This window comes from Cedecea sp., from assembly GCF_036500665.1.
Lineage (GTDB): Bacteria > Pseudomonadota > Gammaproteobacteria > Enterobacterales > Enterobacteriaceae > Cedecea.
This window is the reverse complement of the sequence record NZ_DASYBS010000138.1, coordinates 1-19,609: the sequence shown is the minus strand read 5'-3', so window position 1 is coordinate 19,609 and position 19,609 is coordinate 1. Positions and strand designations below refer to the sequence as shown.

Here is a 19,609-nt window from a genome sequence, read left to right as displayed (position 1 = left end):
GTGGAATCCACCAGCCTTTTAGCGCCGGGTTAAAACGTGCTGTTCATACTGGCGAACGGCGGTCAGCCAGCCGGCATCGGCCGGCGTGTCGTGGCGCATGCAGTACATCTCCCAGACGGCCTGCCACGGCAGACATTTCTGCTCTTCGAGCAGCGCCAGGCGAGCGGTATAGTCCCCTTCAAGCTCCAACCGGCGAAGCTGTGCGGTTGGCTCGAGCAGCGCCCGCAGCAGGGCTTTCTTCATGTTGCGCGTGCCGATGACCCAGGCCGCGACGCGGTTAATTGAGGCATCAAAGAAATCGAGGCCGATATGGACGCGGTCGAACAGGTCATGGCGGATAATTTCGCTGGCGATAGCCTGGGTTTCGTCATCCAGCAGCACAACGTGGTCGCTGTCCCAGCGCACCGGGCGGCTGACGTGTAGCAGCAAGCGCGGGACATACAGCATGGCGCTGGAGATTTTGTCGGATATCACTTCGGTTGGATGGAAGTGACCAGCATCGAGACACAGCGCGGTCTGGCGGCTGGTGGCGTAGCCGAAGTAAAACTCATTGGAGCCGACGGTGTAGCTTTCCGCGCCGATGCCGAACAGTTTGCTTTCCACCGCATCAATGTGGTGTGCCGGGTTTAACTTTTCGGCAATGGCCTCATCCAACGCCGCCGCCAGACGCTGACGCGGGCCAAGGCGATCGACGGTGACATCCTTCATTCCGTCCGGGATCCAGATATTCATGACCGAAGGCGTTCCCAGCTGTTCGCCGAAATAAGCCGATATTTTGCGGCAGGCTTTCACATGATCGATCCAGAATTGGCGGATGTCGTCGTTGGCGTGCGAAAGCGTAAAGCCGTCCGCGCTTAGAGGATGAGAGAAACAGGAAGGATTAAAATCCAGCCCCATCTGGTGGCGCTTAGCCCATTCAACCCAGTTTTTGAAATGCTCCGGCTTGATGCGGTCACGCGAAACAGGTCCGTCAGACTCGAGATAAATCGCGTGCAGATTCAGTCTTTTTGGCCCAGGAATCAGGCTCAGAGCACGGTCCAGGTCAGCACGCAGCTCGACCGGATTACGCGCTTTTCCCGGATAATTACCCGTGGCCTGGATACCGCCGCTAAGTTCTCCTTCCGGGTTTTCAAACCCGGCTACGTCGTCGCCCTGCCAGCAGTGCATCGAGACGGGCAGGCGGTCGAGCTGACGTAAAGCTTCCTCCGCATCAACCCCTACCGCGGCAAAACGCTGTTTCGCCAGTTCCCAGGCCTTTTCGATTTGAGTCGTCATGCGTAAAACTCCTTACGTGTCTGAATGTTTTGCCGTAACTGCACGATATAGCGGCTAATTTCGCTATCGGGATCCGGCATGAAGGAAATGAGTTTGCTGTTCAGGCGCACCAGGCTGCGGAAGGCATCGACGTCCGGGATAACGTCCAGCGCCATCAGCTGGCAGCCAATATTGCCCAGCGTGGAAGCTTCTACTGGCCCGGCAACAACGGGGATCCCGCAGGCATCCGCACAAAGCTGGTTGAGGAAGTGGTTCTGGCTGCCGCCGCCGACGATATGCAGGCTGTCAAAAGGCTGCGTTCGCAGCGCCTCCAGCTCGCGAAGCACCCCGGCATAGAGCAGCGCCAGGCTGTCGAAAATGCAGCGAGCCAGTTCCGCGTCGCTCTCCGGTACAGGCTGATTCGCCTCGCGGCAGGCCGCCTGAATCTCAAGGCGCATGCTTTCGGGGTTAATAAAACGCTCGTCGTTTGGGTTGAAGATAAAACGGCATGCGGGGAGCTGCTGCGCCCGGCAAATAAGTCCGGGGAGATCTTTGACCGACATTTCCCGCGCGACACGCTGAAGCAGCCACAGCCCCATGATGTTTTTCAGGATCCGGTAGCGGCCTTCCGCCCCGCCTTCATTAGTGATGTTGGCGGCCAGCGCCGCCTCGCTGACGCAGGGTGCTTTACTTTCAAACCCCATTAACGACCAGGTGCCGGAGGAGAGATAAGCCGCATTTTCCCCAGCCAAAGGGGCTGCGATGACCGCGCTTGCCGTATCGTGCGTGGCGACGCTGACCACCGGGATCTTATTGCCTTCGCGGCATACCCATTTCCCGACCGCCACGCCGGGGTGCGTTGGCGTACCGAACCAGCGCTCGGGAACACCCGCCCACGCCAGGAGATGCTTATCCCAGCCGTCGGAGTGGATGTTTATCATCTGGGTTGTGGTGGCATTGGTGTATTCCCAGTTCAGCACGCCGGTAAGCCGAAAGCAGAAGTAGTCAGGGATAAGCAAAGCATGCGCCGTACGCTTAGCCCACTCAGGGCGTTGCTCAACCAGAGCACGAAGCTGATACAGCGTATTGAAGGGTAAGAACTGGATGCCGCTGCGGCGGTAAATCTCTTCGCGCCCAAGCTCGCTGACGGCTCGCGCCATCACGCCGTCCGTTCGGCTATCGCGATAGGACACAGGCAGGCCAACCCGGCTGCCGTTTTCGTCCATCAGTACAAAGTCCACGCCCCAGGTGTCGATGCCAATACTGTCGATACGCACGCCTTCGTCGCAGGCTTTTTGAAGCCCAAAGCGTATTTCGCCTTCAAGAGCATCGAGATCCCAGCAGTCATGGTCTTCAACACGAGTCAGGCTGTTGGCGAAGCGGTGAATTTCACGCAGGGAGAGTTGCCGGGAAGCTTTATCGAAGCAGGCCAGCATCACGCGGCCGCTGGAAGCACCGAGGTCAACGGCAACGCTGTGGCGAAAGGTCATGATGGGAATCCTTATTGGAGTCATTACCCATCAGTCTAAAAATACCGGCCTGCCCCCACCTTCGCCCCACTGACAGCGTCCAGCCCCGCCTGGCAAAGAGGCAAAGGTGAACGAGAGGCAGTTCACATTTTTAATTTACCTGTCTCAAAACGGCCAGTATTCAGGCCTGTGACCGCACACACATTTCCCGACAAAGCCCGTCTCATCTTCAAAAATGAACGCTTTTTGCGCGATTCTGCGTCGAAAACTTAAGGTGATGCCGGGTGCTGTTCTCTACTATCGACCCATATTTAGCACGATGGAGGCAATAATGACGGTATTACACAGCGTGGATTTTTTTCCGAATGCCGCATTGTCGGTGACGATTGAACCTCGCCAACCCCAGCCGGATTTCCCTGAACATCACCATGATTTCAATGAAATTATCATCGTTGAGCATGGCACCGGCTCCCATATTTTCAACGGGCAGCCCTATACCCTGAGCGGCGGCTCCCTCTGTTTTGTTCGCGACCACGATCGTCACCTGTTTGAGCATACCGAAAACCTTTGCCTGACAAACATCCTCTATAGGGAACCCGAAGCTTTCTGTTTTCTTTCCGGACTCGAAAAGCTACTGCCGCAGGAGCAGGATGGCAATTATCCTGCCCACTGGCGCGTTAACCAGGGCGTACTTCGCCAGGTTAAAGGATTTATTGATCGACTGGAGAGCCTGGGTGCCGAAAACAACGCTTACGCCGTTGCCAACCGGGAGCTTGTCTTTATGCAGCTGCTGGTGCTGCTGCGCCAGGCAGATCAGGCAGAAAACAGGTGGGGAGCGGACGGGCGCTTAAATCAGCTTATCCTCTGGCTTGACGATCACTATTCCGAGGATGTCTGCTGGGAGCAGCTGGCAGAGACTTTTACGCTTTCTCTGAGAACTCTGCACCGCCTGCTCAAGCAGAAAACCGGGCTCACACCGCAGCGCTATCTCAACCGCCTGCGCTTGATTAAGGCACGTTATTTACTGCGACACAGCGAAGAGAGCGTGACGAATATCGCCTTCCAGTGCGGCTTTGGCGACAGCAACCATTTCTCCACGCTGTTTAAACGAGAGTTTTCCTGCTCCCCACGGGCGGTACGCCAGGGGCTGGATATCAAGCTTGCGTAACGCGGGAACCATCACCGTTTTTTAGACCAAAAAAATCAATAATTTCAGGTTATTCAGTCACGGAGCTACGCCTGTGCCAGACCAGCTAATGCTAAAAAAAGAGGATTTTTTTGTTTCCGATACGCAGCCGGTAGCGGTGGCCGACCGCTATCCACAAAACGTCTTTGCCGAACATACTCATGACTTTTGTGAGCTGGTGGTGGTATGGCGCGGCAACGGGCTGCATATGCTTAACGGCAGGCCCTGGCGCATCACCTGCGGCGATTTGTTCTATATTCGGGCGGAAGACCGGCATGGCTACGAGTCGGTTCACGATCTGGTCTTGCATAACATTATTTATTGCCCGGAAAGGCTGGCGCTAAACGTTGACTGGGCCGATCTGCTGCACAACCCTCCCATGGCCAACGGCAGCGATCCACGCTGGCGACTGAGCAGTCAGGGTATGGCTCAGGTGCGCCAGATTATCGGACAGCTCGAACACGAGAGCCCAAAAGCGGATCCTCTGTCACGCTGCCTGTCTGAAAGCCTGTTTTTACAGCTGCTGATTACGCTTCGCCGCCACCGCTACCGCGCGGTAGATACCGCAAACCTGTGTGAAGGTGAAACGCTGGATTTGCTGATGGCCGCACTGGGAAGCAGCCTCGATGAGCCGTTCGATTTCGCTCATTTTTGCCGCGCTCATCAGGTTACAGAGCGGCAAATGCGCCAGCTGTTTCGCCAGCAAACCGGCATGACGTTAAGTCAGTATCTGCGCCAGCTACGCATTTGCCAGGCCCAGTATCTGCTGCGCCACAGCGAGCTACTTATCAGCGAAATTGCCACGCGGTGCGGCTTCGAGGACAGCAACTATTTCTCGGTGGTTTTTACCAAAGAGACGGGTGTGACGCCACGGCTATGGCGCCAGCGCTTTCAATAAGAGGCCCGTCAATTCGCCATTCCCATGCCCACAATATTGGCGGCGAGAATAATCACCAGACAGCCAATAGCCAGCACGCCAACCGGCCTGCGCCCCGCGGACTTCCACTCTTTCATGATTAAGCCCACGAGTCCGCCACAGAGCACATAGAAGCTCATGTGCAGCATCCAGCTCATGTAATCATACTGCGCCGGAATTCTGGCGTGCCCCCAGGCGTAGAAGAAGAACTGCAGGTACCACATCAGGCCACCAAGAGCGGATAACAACAGGTTGGCGATAATCAGCGATTTTGATAGCGAGAAATCGGCTTTTACCGACAAGGTTTTCACTCTTAACAGCCGAATAAAGCAGAAGCCCAGATTGACGATGGCCCCGCCGCCCATGATAACGACATAGCTTGGCAGGGCGATATAGAGGGGGTCTACGCCCAGGCTCGCCGCCGCCTGATGCATGGGTTTGGCGGCGTCCATCGCGAAAGACATACCGGCGGAGAAAATACCGCACATCACCGCCAGCACCAGCCCCTTTTTCAGGTTAAATTCTTCGGCTTTAATGCCCATCTGGCGCTCTTTAAGCTGCCCGGCGCGGGTGACGATAGCCACACCGATAACCGCCACCAGCACGCCCAGCAGCGTCATGCGTCCACCGGGTGTGCCCGTCAGCATGGCGAACTTACCATTGATTACCGGGGTCAACAATGTCCCGACAATCAGCGTGATACCTATCGCGATACCGATACCCATCGACATCCCCAGGTAGCGCATGGTCAGGCCATAGTTGATGTTACCGATGCCCCACATAGCGCCAAACAAAAATACCGGCAGCAGCGTGGACGCGCTAAACGACCCGTAATAGCCCCAAAAATTTGGCAGCAGCAAGGCGCTTACCGCCCACGGCAGAAGGATCCAGGAAACAATCCCGCCCACCGACCACATGGTTTCCCACGACCAGTGCCGCACTTTTTTAAACGGGGCATAAAAACAGGCTGCGCTGGCAGCACCAATCAGATGCCACAGGATCCCCATCGTAATTGCGTTACTCATTCTCTGTCCCTCATTGCTTTCGGCCGTCGAATTCCCGACATGGCCGCCAATATCAACGAGTCTAAAGAGTGAGCAACCGGTTAACCTTTAGGGGAGTGCCGCCCGCCCGGTGAAGCTGGCAAAAACCAGCAAATGCTGCCGATGCCGATCACAGTTTGTTATCCCCCTTTCCCTTGCCAAACCTTAACGTCACGGGCGGGTAACACTCCGGTGCTATCCTGCGAAGAGGCGTTTTTTACCCGCTGCGTTATAGCCGTAACCCGTGGTTTCCTGAAGAAAAGTTATAACCATACGCTAAGTACGGCATTGATAAACATTTTCAATATCATTTAATTAACTATAATGAACCGACTGATTACGCGGCGTTAACAGCACGACAGCCGCTCTACGTTAATGGAGACGATGAATATGAGCTATACACTGCCATCCCTGCCTTACGCTTACGACGCGCTGGAACCGCATTTCGACAAAGAAACCATGGAAATCCACCACAGCAAACACCACCAGGCCTACGTTAACAACGCGAACGCCGCGCTGGAATCCCTGCCTGAGTTTGCCAGCCTGTCTGCTGAAGAGCTGATTACCAAACTGGATCAGCTGCCTGCTGATAAGAAAACCGCGCTGCGTAACAACGCCGGCGGCCACGCTAACCACAGCTTCTTCTGGAAAGGCCTGAAAAAAGGCACCGAGCTGAAAGGTGACCTGAAAGCCGCTATCGAGCGCGATTTCGGCAGCGTTGACGCGTTCAAAGCTGAGTTCGAAAAAGCTGCAGCTACCCGCTTCGGCTCCGGCTGGGCGTGGCTGGTGCTGAAAGGCGACAAACTGGCTGTGGTTTCTACTGCAAACCAGGACAGCCCGCTGATGGGCGAAGCTATCTCCGGCGCTTCCGGCTTCCCAATTGTGGGCCTGGACGTTTGGGAACACGCTTACTACCTGAAATTCCAGAACCGTCGCCCGGACTACGCGAAAGAGTTCTGGAACGTGGTTAACTGGGACGAAGCAGCTGCCCGTTTCGCCGCTAAAAAATAAGGTTGCAATACAACCGTAGAGAAGCGAGCCTGAGGGCTCGCTTTTTTTATGTCTATTTCGCAGGGAGTTGCTTATGCATCGCTATCCGCTTCAGGTTTACGCAGGCCAGATTCGTGATTACGAAGGGAGCCGGCCCAGCGCCATCGCCAAGATTCAGGTGGACGGTGAGCTTCGCCTGACCGAGCTTGGGCTTGAGGGCGATGAACAGGCGGAGAAGGTAATTCACGGCGGGCCGGACAGGGCGCTGTGCCACTATCCCCGCGAGCATTATCAGCACTGGGCGCAAATCTTCCCGGATAAAGCGGAGCTGTTTAGCGCCCCGGCCTTCGGCGAAAACCTGTCTACAGCAGGGATGACGGAAAAGAACGTCTATATGGGCGATATCTACCGCTGGGGTGAAGCGCTGATTCAGGTGACCCAGCCTCGCTCGCCGTGCTTTAAGCTTAACTACCATTTTGGCGTAGAGGATATGGCGGCGAGGATGCAGGAAGCGGGCTACTGCGGCTGGCTTTACCGCGTGATTCTGGCGGGGAATGTTTCTGCCGATGCGCCGCTGGAGCTGGCTTCACGCGTTAGCGACGTGACGGTGGCAGAAGCTATCGCCATCGCCTGGCATATGCCGTTTGATGATTCACAGTATCACCGGCTTTTGTCAGCGGCGGGATTATCGGTAAGCTGGAGTAGAACGATGCAGAGGCGTAGGATTTCAGGGAAGATCGAGGATAATTCGCGGCGTTTGTTCGGGAAGTAACTGCCCCTCACCCCGGCCCTCTCCCCAAAGGGGCGAAGGAGAAAAAAATGTGCCGGCCCTCTCCCCAAAGGCGAGAGGGCGACAGAGAAGAAGTGCACTTACTCTTTCGGATCTTTACCCGCCAGCAGCTTGTCCAGCTCATCGCCGCCCACGTGACGGAAGTCCTGCCCCTTCACGAAGTAGAAGATGTATTCGCAGATGTTCTGGCAACGGTCACCGATACGCTCGATAGAACGGGCACAGAACAGCGCGGTCAGCACGCTTGGAATGGTGCGGGAGTCTTCCATCATGTAGGTCATCAGCTGACGCACGATGCCTTCATATTCCTGGTCAACTTTCTTGTCTTCACGGTAGATACGCACCGCTTCATCCAGATCCATACGCGCGAAAGCGTCCAGCACGTCATGCAGCATTTGCACGGTGTGGCGCCCCAGCGACTCGAGGCTGACCAGCAGCGGCTGGTGCTGCTGGGAGAATTTCTCCAGCGCGGTGCGGCAGATTTTATCCGCTACGTCACCAATACGTTCCAGCTCGGCGATAGTTTTGATGATCGCCATCACCAGGCGCAGGTCGCTGGCGGTTGGCTGGCGTTTGGCGATGATGCGCACGCAGGCTTCATCGATCGCCACTTCCATCATGTTGACCTTCTGGTCACCGGCGATAACGCGCTTCGCCAGCTCGCTGTCCTGGTTGTGCATCGCGGTAATCGCGTCGGAGAGCTGTTGTTCCACCAGCCCGCCCATCGTCATCACCTGAGTACGGATGTACTCCAGCTCGGCGTTGAACTGGCCAGAAATGTGTTTGTTTAAGTTGAGGTTATCCATCGCGCTCTCCAATCAACCGTAGCGGCCAGTAATGTAATCTTCGGTTTGTTTCTTCGCTGGCGTAGTAAACAGCGTATCGGTTTCGCTGAATTCGATCAGCTCGCCGAGGTACATAAACGCCGTGTGGTCAGAACAACGCGCCGCCTGCTGCATGTTGTGGGTCACGATCACTACGGTATAGTCTTCTTTCAGCTCGGTGATCAGCTCTTCAATACGCCCGGTTGAAATCGGGTCAAGCGCCGAACACGGCTCGTCCAGCAGCAACACTTCCGGGCGAATCGCGATACCGCGAGCGATGCACAGACGCTGCTGCTGACCACCGGAGAGGCTGTAGCCGCTCTGGTGCAGTTTATCTTTAGTTTCGTTCCACAGCGCGGCTTTCGTCAACGCCCACTGCACGCGTTCATCCATGTCGCTACGGGACAGCTTTTCGAACAGACGCACGCCAAAAGCGATGTTGTCATAGATGGACATCGGGAACGGCGTCGGTTTCTGGAAGACCATGCCGACTTTGGCACGCAGCAGGGCGATGTCCTGGCTCTGGGTAAGGATATTTTCCCCATCCAGCAGGATTTCGCCTTCTGCACGCTGCTCAGGGTAGAGCGAGTACATTTTGTTAAAGGTACGCAGCAGGGTGGATTTACCACAGCCTGACGGCCCAATGAAGGCGGTAACCTGGTTCTTCGCGATATCCAGATTGATGTTCTTCAGCGCGTGGAACTTACCGTAGTAGAAGTTCAGGTCACGAACCTGGATTTTGCCTGGGGCTAAATCAACCTTACTCATCTGTGTCTTAATCTCCGTCCGGCGCCGCGAGGGCCGCGCCGTAAAATTTAACCGTGTTTACTCTTCGAGAAAATCACGCGCGCCAGAATGTTCAGCAGCAGTACGCAGAGGGTAATGATCAGCACCCCTGCCCAGGCCAGCTGTTGCCACTCGGCAAACGGGCTCATAGCAAATTTGAAAATGGTCACCGGCAGGTTGGCGATAGGCTGCATCATGTCCGTGCTCCAGAACTGGTTGGAGAGGGAGGTGAAGAGCAGCGGTGCGGTTTCGCCCGCGATACGGGCAATAGCCAACAACACGCCGGTGATAATCCCGGAGACGGACGCTTTCAGCGTAATCGCGGAGATCATCTTCCATTTTGGTGTTCCCAGCGCGTAGGCCGCTTCGCGCAGGCTGTCCGGCACCAGTTTCAGCATGTTTTCAGTGGTACGAATGACGATAGGTACCTGCAGCAGCGCCAGCGCAATCACGCCCGCCCAGCCGGAGAAGTGTTCCATTTTCGCCACCACGATGGTGTAAACGAACAGGCCGACCACAATCGACGGTGCGGACAGAAGAATGTCGTTAATAAAACGAATCACTTCGGCCAGCGCAGATTTACGGCCGTATTCGGCCAGATAAATCCCGGCCATAATGCCCAGCGGCGTGCCGATAACCGTCGCCCACAGGATAAGCAGGCCGCTGCCCGCCAGGGCGTTCGCCAGGCCGCCGCCCGCGGTATTTGGCGGAGGCGTCATTTCGGTAAACAGCGCCAGCGACATGCCGTCGATGCCACGGGTCACCGTGGAAAACAGGATCCACACCAGCCAGAAAAGACCGAACGCCATCGTCGCCATAGAGAGCGTCAGGGCGATGCGGTTTTTCATGCGGCGGCGAGCCTGCATTTTACGGCGCGATTCAGCCAGCGCCGCGCTGCTTTGCATTTCCATCGTGGTCATGAGCGAGCCCCTTCGTTTTTCGCCAGGCGCATAATCATGAACTTAGAGATAGCCAGTACGATAAAGGTAATCACAAACAGGATTAAGCCAAGCTCCATCAGCGCGGCGGTATGCAGGCCAGATTCCGCTTCGGCGAATTCGTTAGCCAGCGCGGAGGTAATGCTGTTGCCCGGCATATACAGCGAGGCGCTGTCGAGCTGGTAGGTGTTACCGATAATAAAGGTCACCGCCATGGTTTCACCCAGCGCACGGCCAAGGCCGAGCATCACGCCGCCGATCACGCCATTTTTGGTGAACGGTAGAACGATGCGCCAGATAACTTCCCAGGTGGTGCAACCGATGCCGTAGGCCGACTCTTTCATCATCACCGGCGTTTGCTCGAAAACATCGCGCATTACGGAGGCGATGTACGGGATGATCATAATCGCAAGGATCACACCGGCGGCAAGAATACCGATACCAAACGCAGGGCCAGAGAACAGCGCGCCAACGATAGGTACGGCAGACAGCACGTCGCCTACCGGCTGCTGGAAGTAAGTCGCGAACAGCGGCGCAAAGATAAACAGGCCCCACATGCCGTACACGATACTTGGAATGGCCGCCAGCAGCTCAATGGCGATACCCAGCGGGCGCTTCAGCCAGCCAGGCGCAAGTTCTGTCAGGAACAGGGCGATACCAAAGCTCACCGGCACCGCAATCAGCAGCGCGATAAACGAGGTCACGAGGGTTCCGTAAATCGGCACCAGCGCGCCGAAGACTTCATTAGGGGCATCCCACTCTTTGGACCAGAGGAAGGAGAAGCCAAACTTCTCAATGCTCGGCAGCGAGGAGATAAACAGCGAGATGATAATCCCACCCAGCAGAAATAGCACAATCAGCGCAGCCAGTCTTACCAGCGCACTGAAAATTACATCGCCTTGTTTACCGGGGGCTTTAAACGTCGGCTTAGTCACAGCCATAGCGTACTCTTCGTGGTTGCTGAATAAACCGGGGTAACATACCTGTTACCCCAGATTTTTGCACTTAGTACAGCGCCTTACCGGAGCTGTCTTTTACATTGGTCTTCCATGCCGCGCGAACTTGCTCAACCACAGAGGCCGGCAGCGTTGCGTAATCCAGGGCGTTAGCTTCTTTCGCGCCAGATTTGTATGCCCAGTCAAAGAACTTCAGCACTTCTGCGCCCTGCTCAGGGTTTTTCTGCTCTTTGTGGACCAGGATGAAGGTGGTGGAAGTGATTGGCCACGCTTCGTCACCTTTCTGGTTAGTCAGATCCTGTGCGAAGGATTTGCTCCAGTCGGCGCCTTTAGCCGCGTTAGCAAAGTTTGCTTCGGTCGGGCTAACCGGCTTGCCGTCAGCGGACAGCAGCTTGGTGTAGGTCAGGTTGTTTTGCTTAGCGTAAGCGTATTCAACGTAACCGATGGAGCCTGGCAAACGCTGTACGAAGGCCGCGATGCCGTCGTTACCTTTACCGCCCAGACCGGTTGGCCAGTTAACGGTAGAGCCTGCGCCGATTTTGGTTTTCCACTCTTCGTTCACTTTAGCCAGATAGCTGGTGAACACGAAGGAAGTACCAGAGCCGTCAGCACGACGAACAACCGCGATGTTCTGATCCGGCAGTTTGTGGCCTGGGTTCAGCTTAGCAATCGCCGGGTCATTCCATTTTTTGATGGTGCCCAGGTAGATGTCGCCCAGGGTTTTGCCGTCCAGCACCAGCTCGCCAGACTTGAAGCCCGGCAGGTTAACCGCCAGCACCACGCCACCGATCACGGTAGGGAACTGGAACAGGCCTTCTTGCTGTAATTTGTCATCCGCCAGAGGGGCGTCAGAAGCGCCGAAGTCAACGGTGTTAGCAATGATTTGCTTCACGCCGCCGGAGGAACCGATACCCTGGTAGTTCACCTTGTTACCCGTTTCTTTCTGGTAGGTATCTGCCCACTTGGCATACACCGGCGCAGGGAAAGTTGCACCAGCGCCAGTCAGGCTTGCAGCTGCAAACGCAGTAGAAGCGCTCAGAGATAAGGTCGCGGCGACAACAGTTGCGACAGTGGTACGCATAACGTTCATAATGTCTCCTGCCAGATGTTCGTAAATTGTTGTTTAATTAAATACAGGGTAGAAAATAGGACAGTTTGGTGACAGTTAAATGTACGAATTATGACGGTTTTATGACAATGCAGGCCGACAATAACACCTAAGCCAAACCCACTCACTATCCAAATAAAAATCAAATAGTTACATTCAACAGACGGGCAATAAAAAAGCTGCCCGTAGGCAGCTTATTCTTCAACATTTATGACAACAGCTTATTCCACCGTTACCGATTTCGCCAGGTTACGCGGCTGGTCCACGTCGGTGCCTTTGATCAGCGCCACGTGATAAGAGAGCAGCTGCAGCGGCACGGTGTAGAAGATTGGGGCAATCACCTCTTCCACATGCGGCATCTCGATGATGTGCATGTTGTCGCTGCTGGTAAAGCCAGCGTCACGGTCGGCAAAGACATACAGCTGGCCGCCGCGGGCACGAACTTCTTCGATGTTAGATTTCAGTTTTTCCAACAGCTCGTTGTTCGGTGCCACAACGATGACCGGCATGTCCGCGTCGATCAGCGCCAGCGGGCCGTGCTTCAGCTCGCCGGCCGCATAGGCTTCAGCGTGAATATAGGAGATCTCTTTGAGCTTCAGCGCGCCTTCCATCGCGATCGGATACTGATCGCCACGGCCAAGGAACAGCGCATGGTGCTTATCGGAGAAATCTTCCGCCAGCGCTTCGATACGCTTATCTTGAGACAACATCTGCTCGATACGGCTTGGCAGCGCCTGCAGGCCGTGCACGATATCGTGCTCGATCTGTGCGTCAGCGCCTTTCAGGCGGCTCAGCTTCGCCACCAGCATCAGCAGCACGGTGAGCTGGGTGGTGAACGCTTTGGTTGAAGCCACGCCGATTTCCGTGCCGGCATTGGTCATCAGCGCCAGGTCGGATTCGCGCACCAGAGAAGAGCCAGCCACGTTGCAAATCGCCAGTGAACCAAGATAGCCCAGCTCTTTGGAGAGGCGCAGCGCCGCCAGGGTGTCCGCCGTTTCGCCAGACTGGGAAAGGGTGATCATCAGGCTGTTGCGGCGCACGGCAGATTTGCGGTAGCGGAATTCAGAGGCGATTTCGACATCACAAGGCACGCCGGCCAGCGCTTCAAACCAGTAGCGGGAAACCATTCCGGAGTTATAAGAGGTGCCGCAGGCTACGATTTGAATATGCTCGACCTGAGAGAGCATTTCATTGGCTTTTGGCCCCAGCTCCGTCAGATCAACCTCGCCGTGGCTGATACGCCCGGCAAGGGTGTTTTTGATGGCGTTCGGCTGCTCGTAGATCTCTTTCTGCATGTAGTGACGATAAATACCTTTATCGCCCGCGTCATACTGCAGATTAGATTCGATGTCCGGGCGCTTAACCTGCTCGCCTTTGGTATCAAAAACAGTGACCGCGCGGCGAGTCACTTCGGCGATATCGCCCTCTTCAAGGAAGATGAAGCGACGGGTTACCGGCAGCAGCGCCAGCTGATCGGAGGCGATAAAGTTTTCACCCATGCCCAGGCCGATAACCATCGGGCTACCGGAACGTGCGGCCAGCAGAACATCCGGGTTACGGGTATCCATAATAACGGTACCGTAAGCGCCGCGGAGCTGAGGAATAGCACGAAGAACCGCCTCACGCAGCGTACCGCCCTGCTCCAGCTCCCAGTGAACCAGGTGAGCGATAACTTCAGTATCCGTCTGAGAGACAAACGTGTAGCCGCGCGCCTGCAGCGCTTCGCGCAGCGGCTCGTGGTTTTCGATGATACCGTTGTGTACCACGACGATGTGGTCGGAAACATGTGGGTGAGCATTAACCTCTGAAGGTTCACCGTGCGTTGCCCAGCGAGTGTGAGCGATACCGGTGCCACCATGCAGAGCGGTTTCTTGCGCCGCTTCTGCCAGCTTCTGTACTTTACCCAGACGACGCAAGCGGGTCATCTGACCTTTGTCGTCCACAACCGCCAGGCCCGCAGAGTCATACCCGCGGTATTCCAGACGACGTAGTCCTTCAAGAAGGATTTCAGCGATATCACGTTGCGCTACTGCGCCAACAATTCCACACATAATTTAAAGTCCTGATAATGGCGTTAGCCATGTGTTGTCGCTGACCTGTTGTCTACCCGTCGTCTTTCGCACTGTGGGTGCGTTGTCTGCGCTTGCGCACCCCGGTCACTTACTTGATGTAAGCTCCCGGGGATTTACAAGCTTGCTGCCTTTCCACAGCACGAAATCCATAGGGTATTATTCCGGTGTTTCCGGAGCCCCGAGCCTTGTAGAGAGTGGGGTTATTTTTATGGTTACTGCTTTTGGGGGGAGGATTATGTTATCCCCTCACCCCGGCCCTCTCCCCAAAGGGGCGAGGGAGAAAAACACCGCACCGAACGATCCTCTCTCCCCTGTGGGGAGAGGGTTAGGGTGAGGGGTATAAATCCGTTATTTTTTCTTCACCGGACGCTGCCAGCCCTGAATGTGTTTTTGTTTTACGCGACTGATCACCAATTCATTTTCAGCCACGTCGCGGGTGACGGTCGTCCCGGCACCAATCGTAACGCCACGCGCCACGGTAACCGGCGCCACCAGCTGAGTATCAGAACCCACAAACACGTCATCACCAATAATGGTTTTATGTTTGTTCGCGCCATCGTAGTTACAGGTAATGGTGCCCGCGCCAATATTCACGTTATCGCCAATCTCAGCATCGCCAAGATAGCTAAGGTGGCCGGCTTTGGAGCCTTTACCCAGGCGCGCTTTCTTCATCTCAACGAAGTTGCCTACGTGAGCGCCCTCAGCGAGTTCCGCACCAGGGCGCAGGCGGGCAAATGGCCCGATGGTGCAGGCGGCTTCAAGCGTCGCATTTTCGATAACCGTATACGGGCTGATTTCGCAGTTATCGCCGATAACCGCGTTTTTAATCACGCAGCCGGTGCCGATCTTTACGCGGTTACCCAGCGTAACGCGGCCTTCGACAATGACATTAGTATCAATTTCGACATCGCGCCCATGAGTTAACTCACCGCGCAGATCGAAACGGGCCGGATCGCGTAGCATCACGCCTGCCAGCAGCAGCTTATCGGCCTGCTCGGTTTGGTAAACACGCTCCAGGCGAGAAAGCTGCAGGCGGTTGTTCACACCTTCAACTTCGCTCAGGCGATCCGGGTGAACGGCGGCGATTTCACGCCCTTCCCGGTGAGCCAGCGCAATGATGTCGGTAATATAAAACTCACCTTGCGCGTTGTTATTATCAAGCTTGCCTAGCCAACGCTTCAGGTCTGCGCCGTTAGCGACCAGAATACCGGTGTTGATTTCGTTGATTTTGCGCTGCTCTTCGCTCGCGTCTTTATGTTCAACGATACCGACAACCTTGTCGTTTTCACGCGCAATGCGGCCATAGCCGGTAGGATCATCAAGCTTAACGGTCAGCAAACCAATGCCGCCCTGAGGTTTAGCTTCGCGCAGGCGCTGTAATGTCTCGACGGAGATCAGCGGCACGTCGCCGTACAGCATCAGAATGTCTTCGTCATCGGCAAAGAACGGGGCCGCCATCTGCATTGCATGCCCGGTTCCCAGCTGCTCAGCCTGCAATACCCAGTTGAGGGTGTTATCGCTCAAGGTTTGCTTAAGCAATTCTCCGCCGTGCCCGTACACCAGGTTAACCCGCTGGGCGCCTAGTTTATTAGCTGCATCAATAACATGCTGAACCATTGGCTTCCCGGCCAGCGTGTGCAGCACCTTTGGAAGATCTGAATACATGCGGGTTCCTTTACCGGCGGCAAGGATAACCACGCTCATTGCGCTGTTTGACATACGTGTCCTGAATCTGTTTAGTGTGTGAAGTAAAGCGATTTAGCCTTGAAAATTCTACATATTTTGCACTAAAAAATACGCTGCTGCTAATTTAACCGCCACAAGACTATTTGAGTCCTTTATAGCAGTAACGGCGGCAGAATCCATGGGGTTAGAGGCCAAAAGATTGCTCAAAAAACTCATGAATAGCGCTATCCTGTTGGTTTTACAATTATTTTTGGAGTGAAATAAAGCTGAGGAATAAAAAAATGCCAGTCAGGTTTCCCGGACTGGCATTTGTCTTTTCAAGCAGGTAGTTACATCGCTTTTTTGGTTAACTCGATAACGCGCAGTTTGGCGATCGCTTTAGCCAGTTCAGCAGAAGCCTGAGCGTAGTCCACATCACCGTGGGAGCTGTGCATGTGCTCTTCAGCTTTGCGTTTCGCTTCCAGGGCTCGTGCTTCGTCGAGATCCTGGCCGCGAATCGCGGTGTCAGCCAGGACGGTTACGTTACCCGGCTGCACTTCCAGAACACCACCGGACAGGTAGATAAACTCTTCATGTCCGTGCTGCTTCACGATGCGGATCATACCAGGCTTAATGGCGGTGAGCAGCGGGGCGTGGCCCGGGAAAATACCCAGTTCACCTTCGCTACCCGTTACCTGGATCTTCTCGACCAGACCGGAGAACATTTGGCTCTCCGCGCTGACGACGTCCAGGTGATAAGTCAAAGCCATGTCACCCTCCGATTAGGCGTTAAAGTTTTTTCGCTTTCTCAACGGCTTCGTCGATGGAGCCAACCATGTAGAACGCCTGCTCTGGCAGATGGTCGTATTCGCCGTCCATGATGCCTTTAAAGCCACGGATGGTATCTTTCAGCGAAACGTATTTGCCTGGAGAACCGGTAAAGACTTCTGCTACGAAGAATGGCTGAGACAGGAAGCGCTGAATCTTACGCGCACGTGCTACAACCAGTTTGTCTTCTTCGGACAGTTCGTCCATACCCAGGATAGCGATGATGTCTTTCAGTTCCTGGTAACGCTGCAGGATGGACTGAACGCCACGCGCGGTGTCGTAGTGTTCCTGACCAACAACCAGCGGATCCAGCTGACGGCTGGTGGAGTCCAGCGGGTCTACTGCCGGGTAAATACCCAGAGAAGCGATCTGGCGGCTCAGCGTAACGGTTGAGTCCAGGTGCGCAAAGGTGGTCGCCGGAGATGGGTCAGTCAAGTCATCCGCAGGAACGTAAACGGCCTGTACGGAGGTGATTGAACCGGTCTTGGTGGAGGTAATACGCTCCTGAAGAACACCCATCTCTTCTGCAAGCGTTGGCTGATAACCTACCGCAGAAGGCATACGACCCAGCAGTGCGGATACTTCCGTACCGGCCAGGGTATAACGGTAGATGTTATCAACGAACAGCAGAACGTCACGGCCTTCGTCACGGAATTTCTCCGCGATGGTCAGACCGGTCAGCGCTACGCGCAGACGGTTGCCTGGTGGCTCGTTCATCTGGCCATAAACCAGAGCAACTTTGTCCAGAACGTTGGAGTCGGTCATTTCGTGGTAGAAGTCGTTACCTTCACGAGTACGCTCACCCACGCCCGCAAACACGGAATAACCGGAGTGCTCGATCGCGATGTTACGGATCAGCTCCATCATGTTTACGGTTTTACCTACACCCGCACCACCGAACAGACCTACTTTACCGCCCTTAGCGAACGGACAAATCAGGTCGATAACTTTGATACCGGTTTCCAGCAGTTCCTGAGAGCTGGACAGCTCTTCATAGGAAGGTGCTGCGCGGTGAATCGCCCAACGGTCTTCTTCGCCGATGTCGCCTTTCATATCGATCGGCTGACCCAGCACGTTCATGATACGGCCAAGGGTCGCTTTACCTACCGGGACTTCGATCGGGTGCTCGAGATCTTTAACGACCAGACCACGACGCAGACCGTCGGAAGAACCCATTGCGATCGTACGCACGATACCACCGCCGAGCTGCTGCTGAACTTCCAGCACCAGATTCTCATTATTGTTCTGTACCTCAAGCGCGTCATAAACGCGCGGTACGCCGTCCTGAGGGAACTCGACGTCCACCACGGCGCCGATTACCTGGACAATCTTTCCAGTAGCCATCTTGAATCCTCTACGTAATTCGTTTACCCGTCATATTTCAATTTGCAGATGCGTTGACTGCCTTCCCTCACCTCAGTCACTTACTTAAGTAAGCGCTTGAGGATTCGCTCAGTTGCCGCCTTTCTGCAAACCGAACTATTTAGGGTAATAACCTGGTTAAACCGCGGACGCGCCACCGACGATTTCGGTAAGTTCCTGAGTAATGCTTGCCTGACGAGCTTTGTTGTAGACCAACCGCAGCTCTTTAATCAGGCTACCGCCGTTATCGGTTGCGGCTTTCATCGCCACCATACGCGCGGCCTGCTCGCTGGCCAGGTTTTCTACGACGCCCTGATAAACCTGTGATTCGACATAACGACGCAGCAGGGTGTCCAGCAGCGCTTTCGGATCCGGTTCGTACAGGTAGTCCCAGGATTTACGCTTCAGCTCCTCATCTTCTGATGCCGGTAACGGCAGCAGCTGAGTGATGGTCGGAACCTGAGACATGGTGTTGACAAATTTGTTGCTGACAACGTACAGCTTGTCCAGACGACCTTCGTCGTAGGCTTGCAGCATCACTTTCACCGGGCCGATCAGCTCGGACAGGGAAGGGGTATCTCCCATGCCAGTAACCTGAGCAACCACGTTGCCGCCAACGGAGTTGAAGAAAGAAACGCCTTTAGAGCCGATCATCGCGAGTTCGCTCTGAACGCCCTTATCGGACCACTCTTTCATATCCGCCAGCACTTTTTTGAACAAGTTAATGTTCAAACCGCCGCACAAACCACGATCGGTCGACACCACCAGGTAGCCCACGCGCTTAACGTCGCGTTCTTCCAGGTATGGGTGCTTATATTCCAGATTACCGTTAGCAAGGTGACCAATCACTTTGCGCATGGTATCTGCATAAGGACGGCTGGCCGCCATGCGATCCTGCGATTTACGCATTTTGGAAGCGGCGACCATTTCCATCGCTTTGGTGATCTTCTGCGTGTTCTGGACGCTTGCGATCTTACTACGTATCTCTTTTGCGCCGGCCATGAGCTTCTCCTCAATGCCTTGCGGCCTGCCCTAAGGCAAGCCGCCAAGACGTTACCAGGACTGGGTTGCTTTAAAGGAGTCGAGGATGCCTTTCAGCTTGCCTTCGATCTCATCGTTATAGCCACCGGTCTGGTTAATTTCTTGCATCAGCGGAGCGTGATCACGGTCAGCGTAAGCCAGCAGTGCGGCTTCAAAGCTACCGATTTTCGCCAGTTCCACGTCTTCGAGGTAACCGCGTTCAGCTGCGAACAGCACCAGGCCCTGCTGTGCAACAGACATTGGGGCATACTGTTTCTGTTTCAGCAGCTCGGTCACTTTCTGACCGTGGCTCAGCTGTTTACGGGTTGCTTCGTCCAGATCGGATGCGAACTGAGAGAACGCAGCCAGTTCACGATACTGTGCCAGCGCGGTACGGATACC

The 19,609-nt window shown here is 55.1% G+C and carries 17 protein-coding genes and 1 pseudogene; 4 read left to right on the top strand and 14 right to left on the bottom strand.

Going from position 1 to position 19,609, the window contains the following annotated elements; all coding sequences use genetic code 11:
* Nucleotides 1–18 precede the first annotated feature (18 nt).
* Together rhaA and rhaB are read right to left on the bottom strand one after the other, a co-directional pair.
* The gene (gene rhaA, locus VGM55_RS21705) at nucleotides 19–1,275 is read right to left on the bottom strand and encodes an L-rhamnose isomerase (protein WP_331636662.1); all 1,257 of its coding nucleotides are present in this window, start codon (nucleotides 1,273–1,275) and stop codon (nucleotides 19–21) included.
* Nucleotides 1,272–2,744: a rhamnulokinase gene (gene rhaB, locus VGM55_RS21700; protein ID WP_154187304.1), complete on the bottom strand. Its 1,473-nt coding sequence runs from the start codon at nucleotides 2,742–2,744 to the stop codon at nucleotides 1,272–1,274. Before rhaB ends, rhaA begins: the two co-directional genes overlap by 4 nt.
* A gap of 310 nt (nucleotides 2,745–3,054) precedes the next feature.
* On the opposite strand from rhaB, the gene rhaS reads away from it, so the two are divergent.
* Both rhaS and rhaR read left to right on the top strand, forming a co-directional pair.
* Nucleotides 3,055–3,891, top strand: coding sequence for an HTH-type transcriptional activator RhaS (rhaS, locus tag VGM55_RS21695; protein WP_154187303.1), 837 nt, complete (start codon nucleotides 3,055–3,057; stop codon nucleotides 3,889–3,891).
* A 73-nt stretch (nucleotides 3,892–3,964) separates the two neighbouring features.
* Nucleotides 3,965–4,807, top strand: coding sequence for an HTH-type transcriptional activator RhaR (gene rhaR, locus VGM55_RS21690; RefSeq protein WP_331636661.1), 843 nt, complete (start codon nucleotides 3,965–3,967; stop codon nucleotides 4,805–4,807).
* A gap of 8 nt (nucleotides 4,808–4,815) precedes the next feature.
* On the opposite strand, the gene rhaT is transcribed toward rhaR, so the two are convergent.
* The gene (gene rhaT, locus VGM55_RS21685) at nucleotides 4,816–5,850 is read right to left on the bottom strand and encodes an L-rhamnose/proton symporter RhaT (protein WP_154187302.1); all 1,035 of its coding nucleotides are present in this window, start codon (nucleotides 5,848–5,850) and stop codon (nucleotides 4,816–4,818) included.
* A 408-nt stretch (nucleotides 5,851–6,258) separates the two neighbouring features.
* Between rhaT and sodA the strand changes: the two genes are divergently transcribed.
* Complete coding sequence (gene sodA / locus VGM55_RS21680; RefSeq protein WP_038477349.1) at nucleotides 6,259–6,879, top strand: superoxide dismutase [Mn]; 621 nt, start codon at nucleotides 6,259–6,261, stop codon at nucleotides 6,877–6,879.
* Nucleotides 6,880–6,952: 73 nt separating this feature from the next.
* Nucleotides 6,953–7,630, top strand: coding sequence for a 6-hydroxyaminopurine reductase (gene yiiM / locus VGM55_RS21675; RefSeq protein WP_331636660.1), 678 nt, complete (start codon nucleotides 6,953–6,955; stop codon nucleotides 7,628–7,630).
* 98 nt (nucleotides 7,631–7,728) lie between these two features.
* Here the strand turns inward: yiiM and phoU are convergent, their stop codons facing one another.
* The 11 genes and pseudogenes from phoU to VGM55_RS21620 form a co-directional block, all read right to left on the bottom strand.
* The gene (phoU, locus tag VGM55_RS21670) at nucleotides 7,729–8,454 is read right to left on the bottom strand and encodes a phosphate signaling complex protein PhoU (RefSeq protein WP_008457720.1); all 726 of its coding nucleotides are present in this window, start codon (nucleotides 8,452–8,454) and stop codon (nucleotides 7,729–7,731) included.
* 12 nt (nucleotides 8,455–8,466) lie between these two features.
* Nucleotides 8,467–9,240, bottom strand: coding sequence for a phosphate ABC transporter ATP-binding protein PstB (gene pstB, locus VGM55_RS21665; protein WP_008457722.1), 774 nt, complete (start codon nucleotides 9,238–9,240; stop codon nucleotides 8,467–8,469).
* 47 nt (nucleotides 9,241–9,287) lie between these two features.
* Nucleotides 9,288–10,178, bottom strand: coding sequence for a phosphate ABC transporter permease PstA (pstA, locus tag VGM55_RS21660; protein WP_038477343.1), 891 nt, complete (start codon nucleotides 10,176–10,178; stop codon nucleotides 9,288–9,290).
* Nucleotides 10,175–11,137 carry a phosphate ABC transporter permease PstC gene (gene pstC / locus VGM55_RS21655; protein ID WP_038477339.1) on the bottom strand — a complete coding sequence of 321 codons (963 nt, stop codon included), beginning with the start codon at nucleotides 11,135–11,137 and terminating at the stop codon, nucleotides 10,175–10,177. The genes pstA and pstC overlap by 4 nt, the downstream gene beginning before the upstream one ends.
* 64 nt (nucleotides 11,138–11,201) lie before the next feature.
* Nucleotides 11,202–12,242: a phosphate ABC transporter substrate-binding protein PstS gene (gene pstS / locus VGM55_RS21650; protein ID WP_016538819.1), complete on the bottom strand. Its 1,041-nt coding sequence runs from the start codon at nucleotides 12,240–12,242 to the stop codon at nucleotides 11,202–11,204.
* A gap of 239 nt (nucleotides 12,243–12,481) precedes the next feature.
* Nucleotides 12,482–14,311 carry a glutamine--fructose-6-phosphate transaminase (isomerizing) gene (gene glmS, locus VGM55_RS21645; protein WP_154187298.1) on the bottom strand — a complete coding sequence of 610 codons (1,830 nt, stop codon included), beginning with the start codon at nucleotides 14,309–14,311 and terminating at the stop codon, nucleotides 12,482–12,484.
* Between the two features lie 369 nt (nucleotides 14,312–14,680).
* Nucleotides 14,681–16,051 carry a bifunctional UDP-N-acetylglucosamine diphosphorylase/glucosamine-1-phosphate N-acetyltransferase GlmU gene (gene glmU / locus VGM55_RS21640; protein WP_331636658.1) on the bottom strand — a complete coding sequence of 457 codons (1,371 nt, stop codon included), beginning with the start codon at nucleotides 16,049–16,051 and terminating at the stop codon, nucleotides 14,681–14,683.
* A 296-nt stretch (nucleotides 16,052–16,347) separates the two neighbouring features.
* The gene (locus VGM55_RS21635) at nucleotides 16,348–16,767 is read right to left on the bottom strand and encodes a F0F1 ATP synthase subunit epsilon (protein WP_154187296.1); all 420 of its coding nucleotides are present in this window, start codon (nucleotides 16,765–16,767) and stop codon (nucleotides 16,348–16,350) included.
* A gap of 19 nt (nucleotides 16,768–16,786) precedes the next feature.
* Nucleotides 16,787–18,169: a F0F1 ATP synthase subunit beta gene (gene atpD, locus VGM55_RS21630; protein WP_154187295.1), complete on the bottom strand. Its 1,383-nt coding sequence runs from the start codon at nucleotides 18,167–18,169 to the stop codon at nucleotides 16,787–16,789.
* Nucleotides 18,170–18,325: 156 nt separating this feature from the next.
* Complete coding sequence (gene atpG / locus VGM55_RS21625) at nucleotides 18,326–19,189, bottom strand: F0F1 ATP synthase subunit gamma (RefSeq protein ID WP_045784450.1); 864 nt, start codon at nucleotides 19,187–19,189, stop codon at nucleotides 18,326–18,328.
* Nucleotides 19,190–19,240: 51 nt separating this feature from the next.
* Nucleotides 19,241–19,609: pseudogene (locus tag VGM55_RS21620) on the bottom strand (F0F1 ATP synthase subunit alpha); the annotation flags it as partial.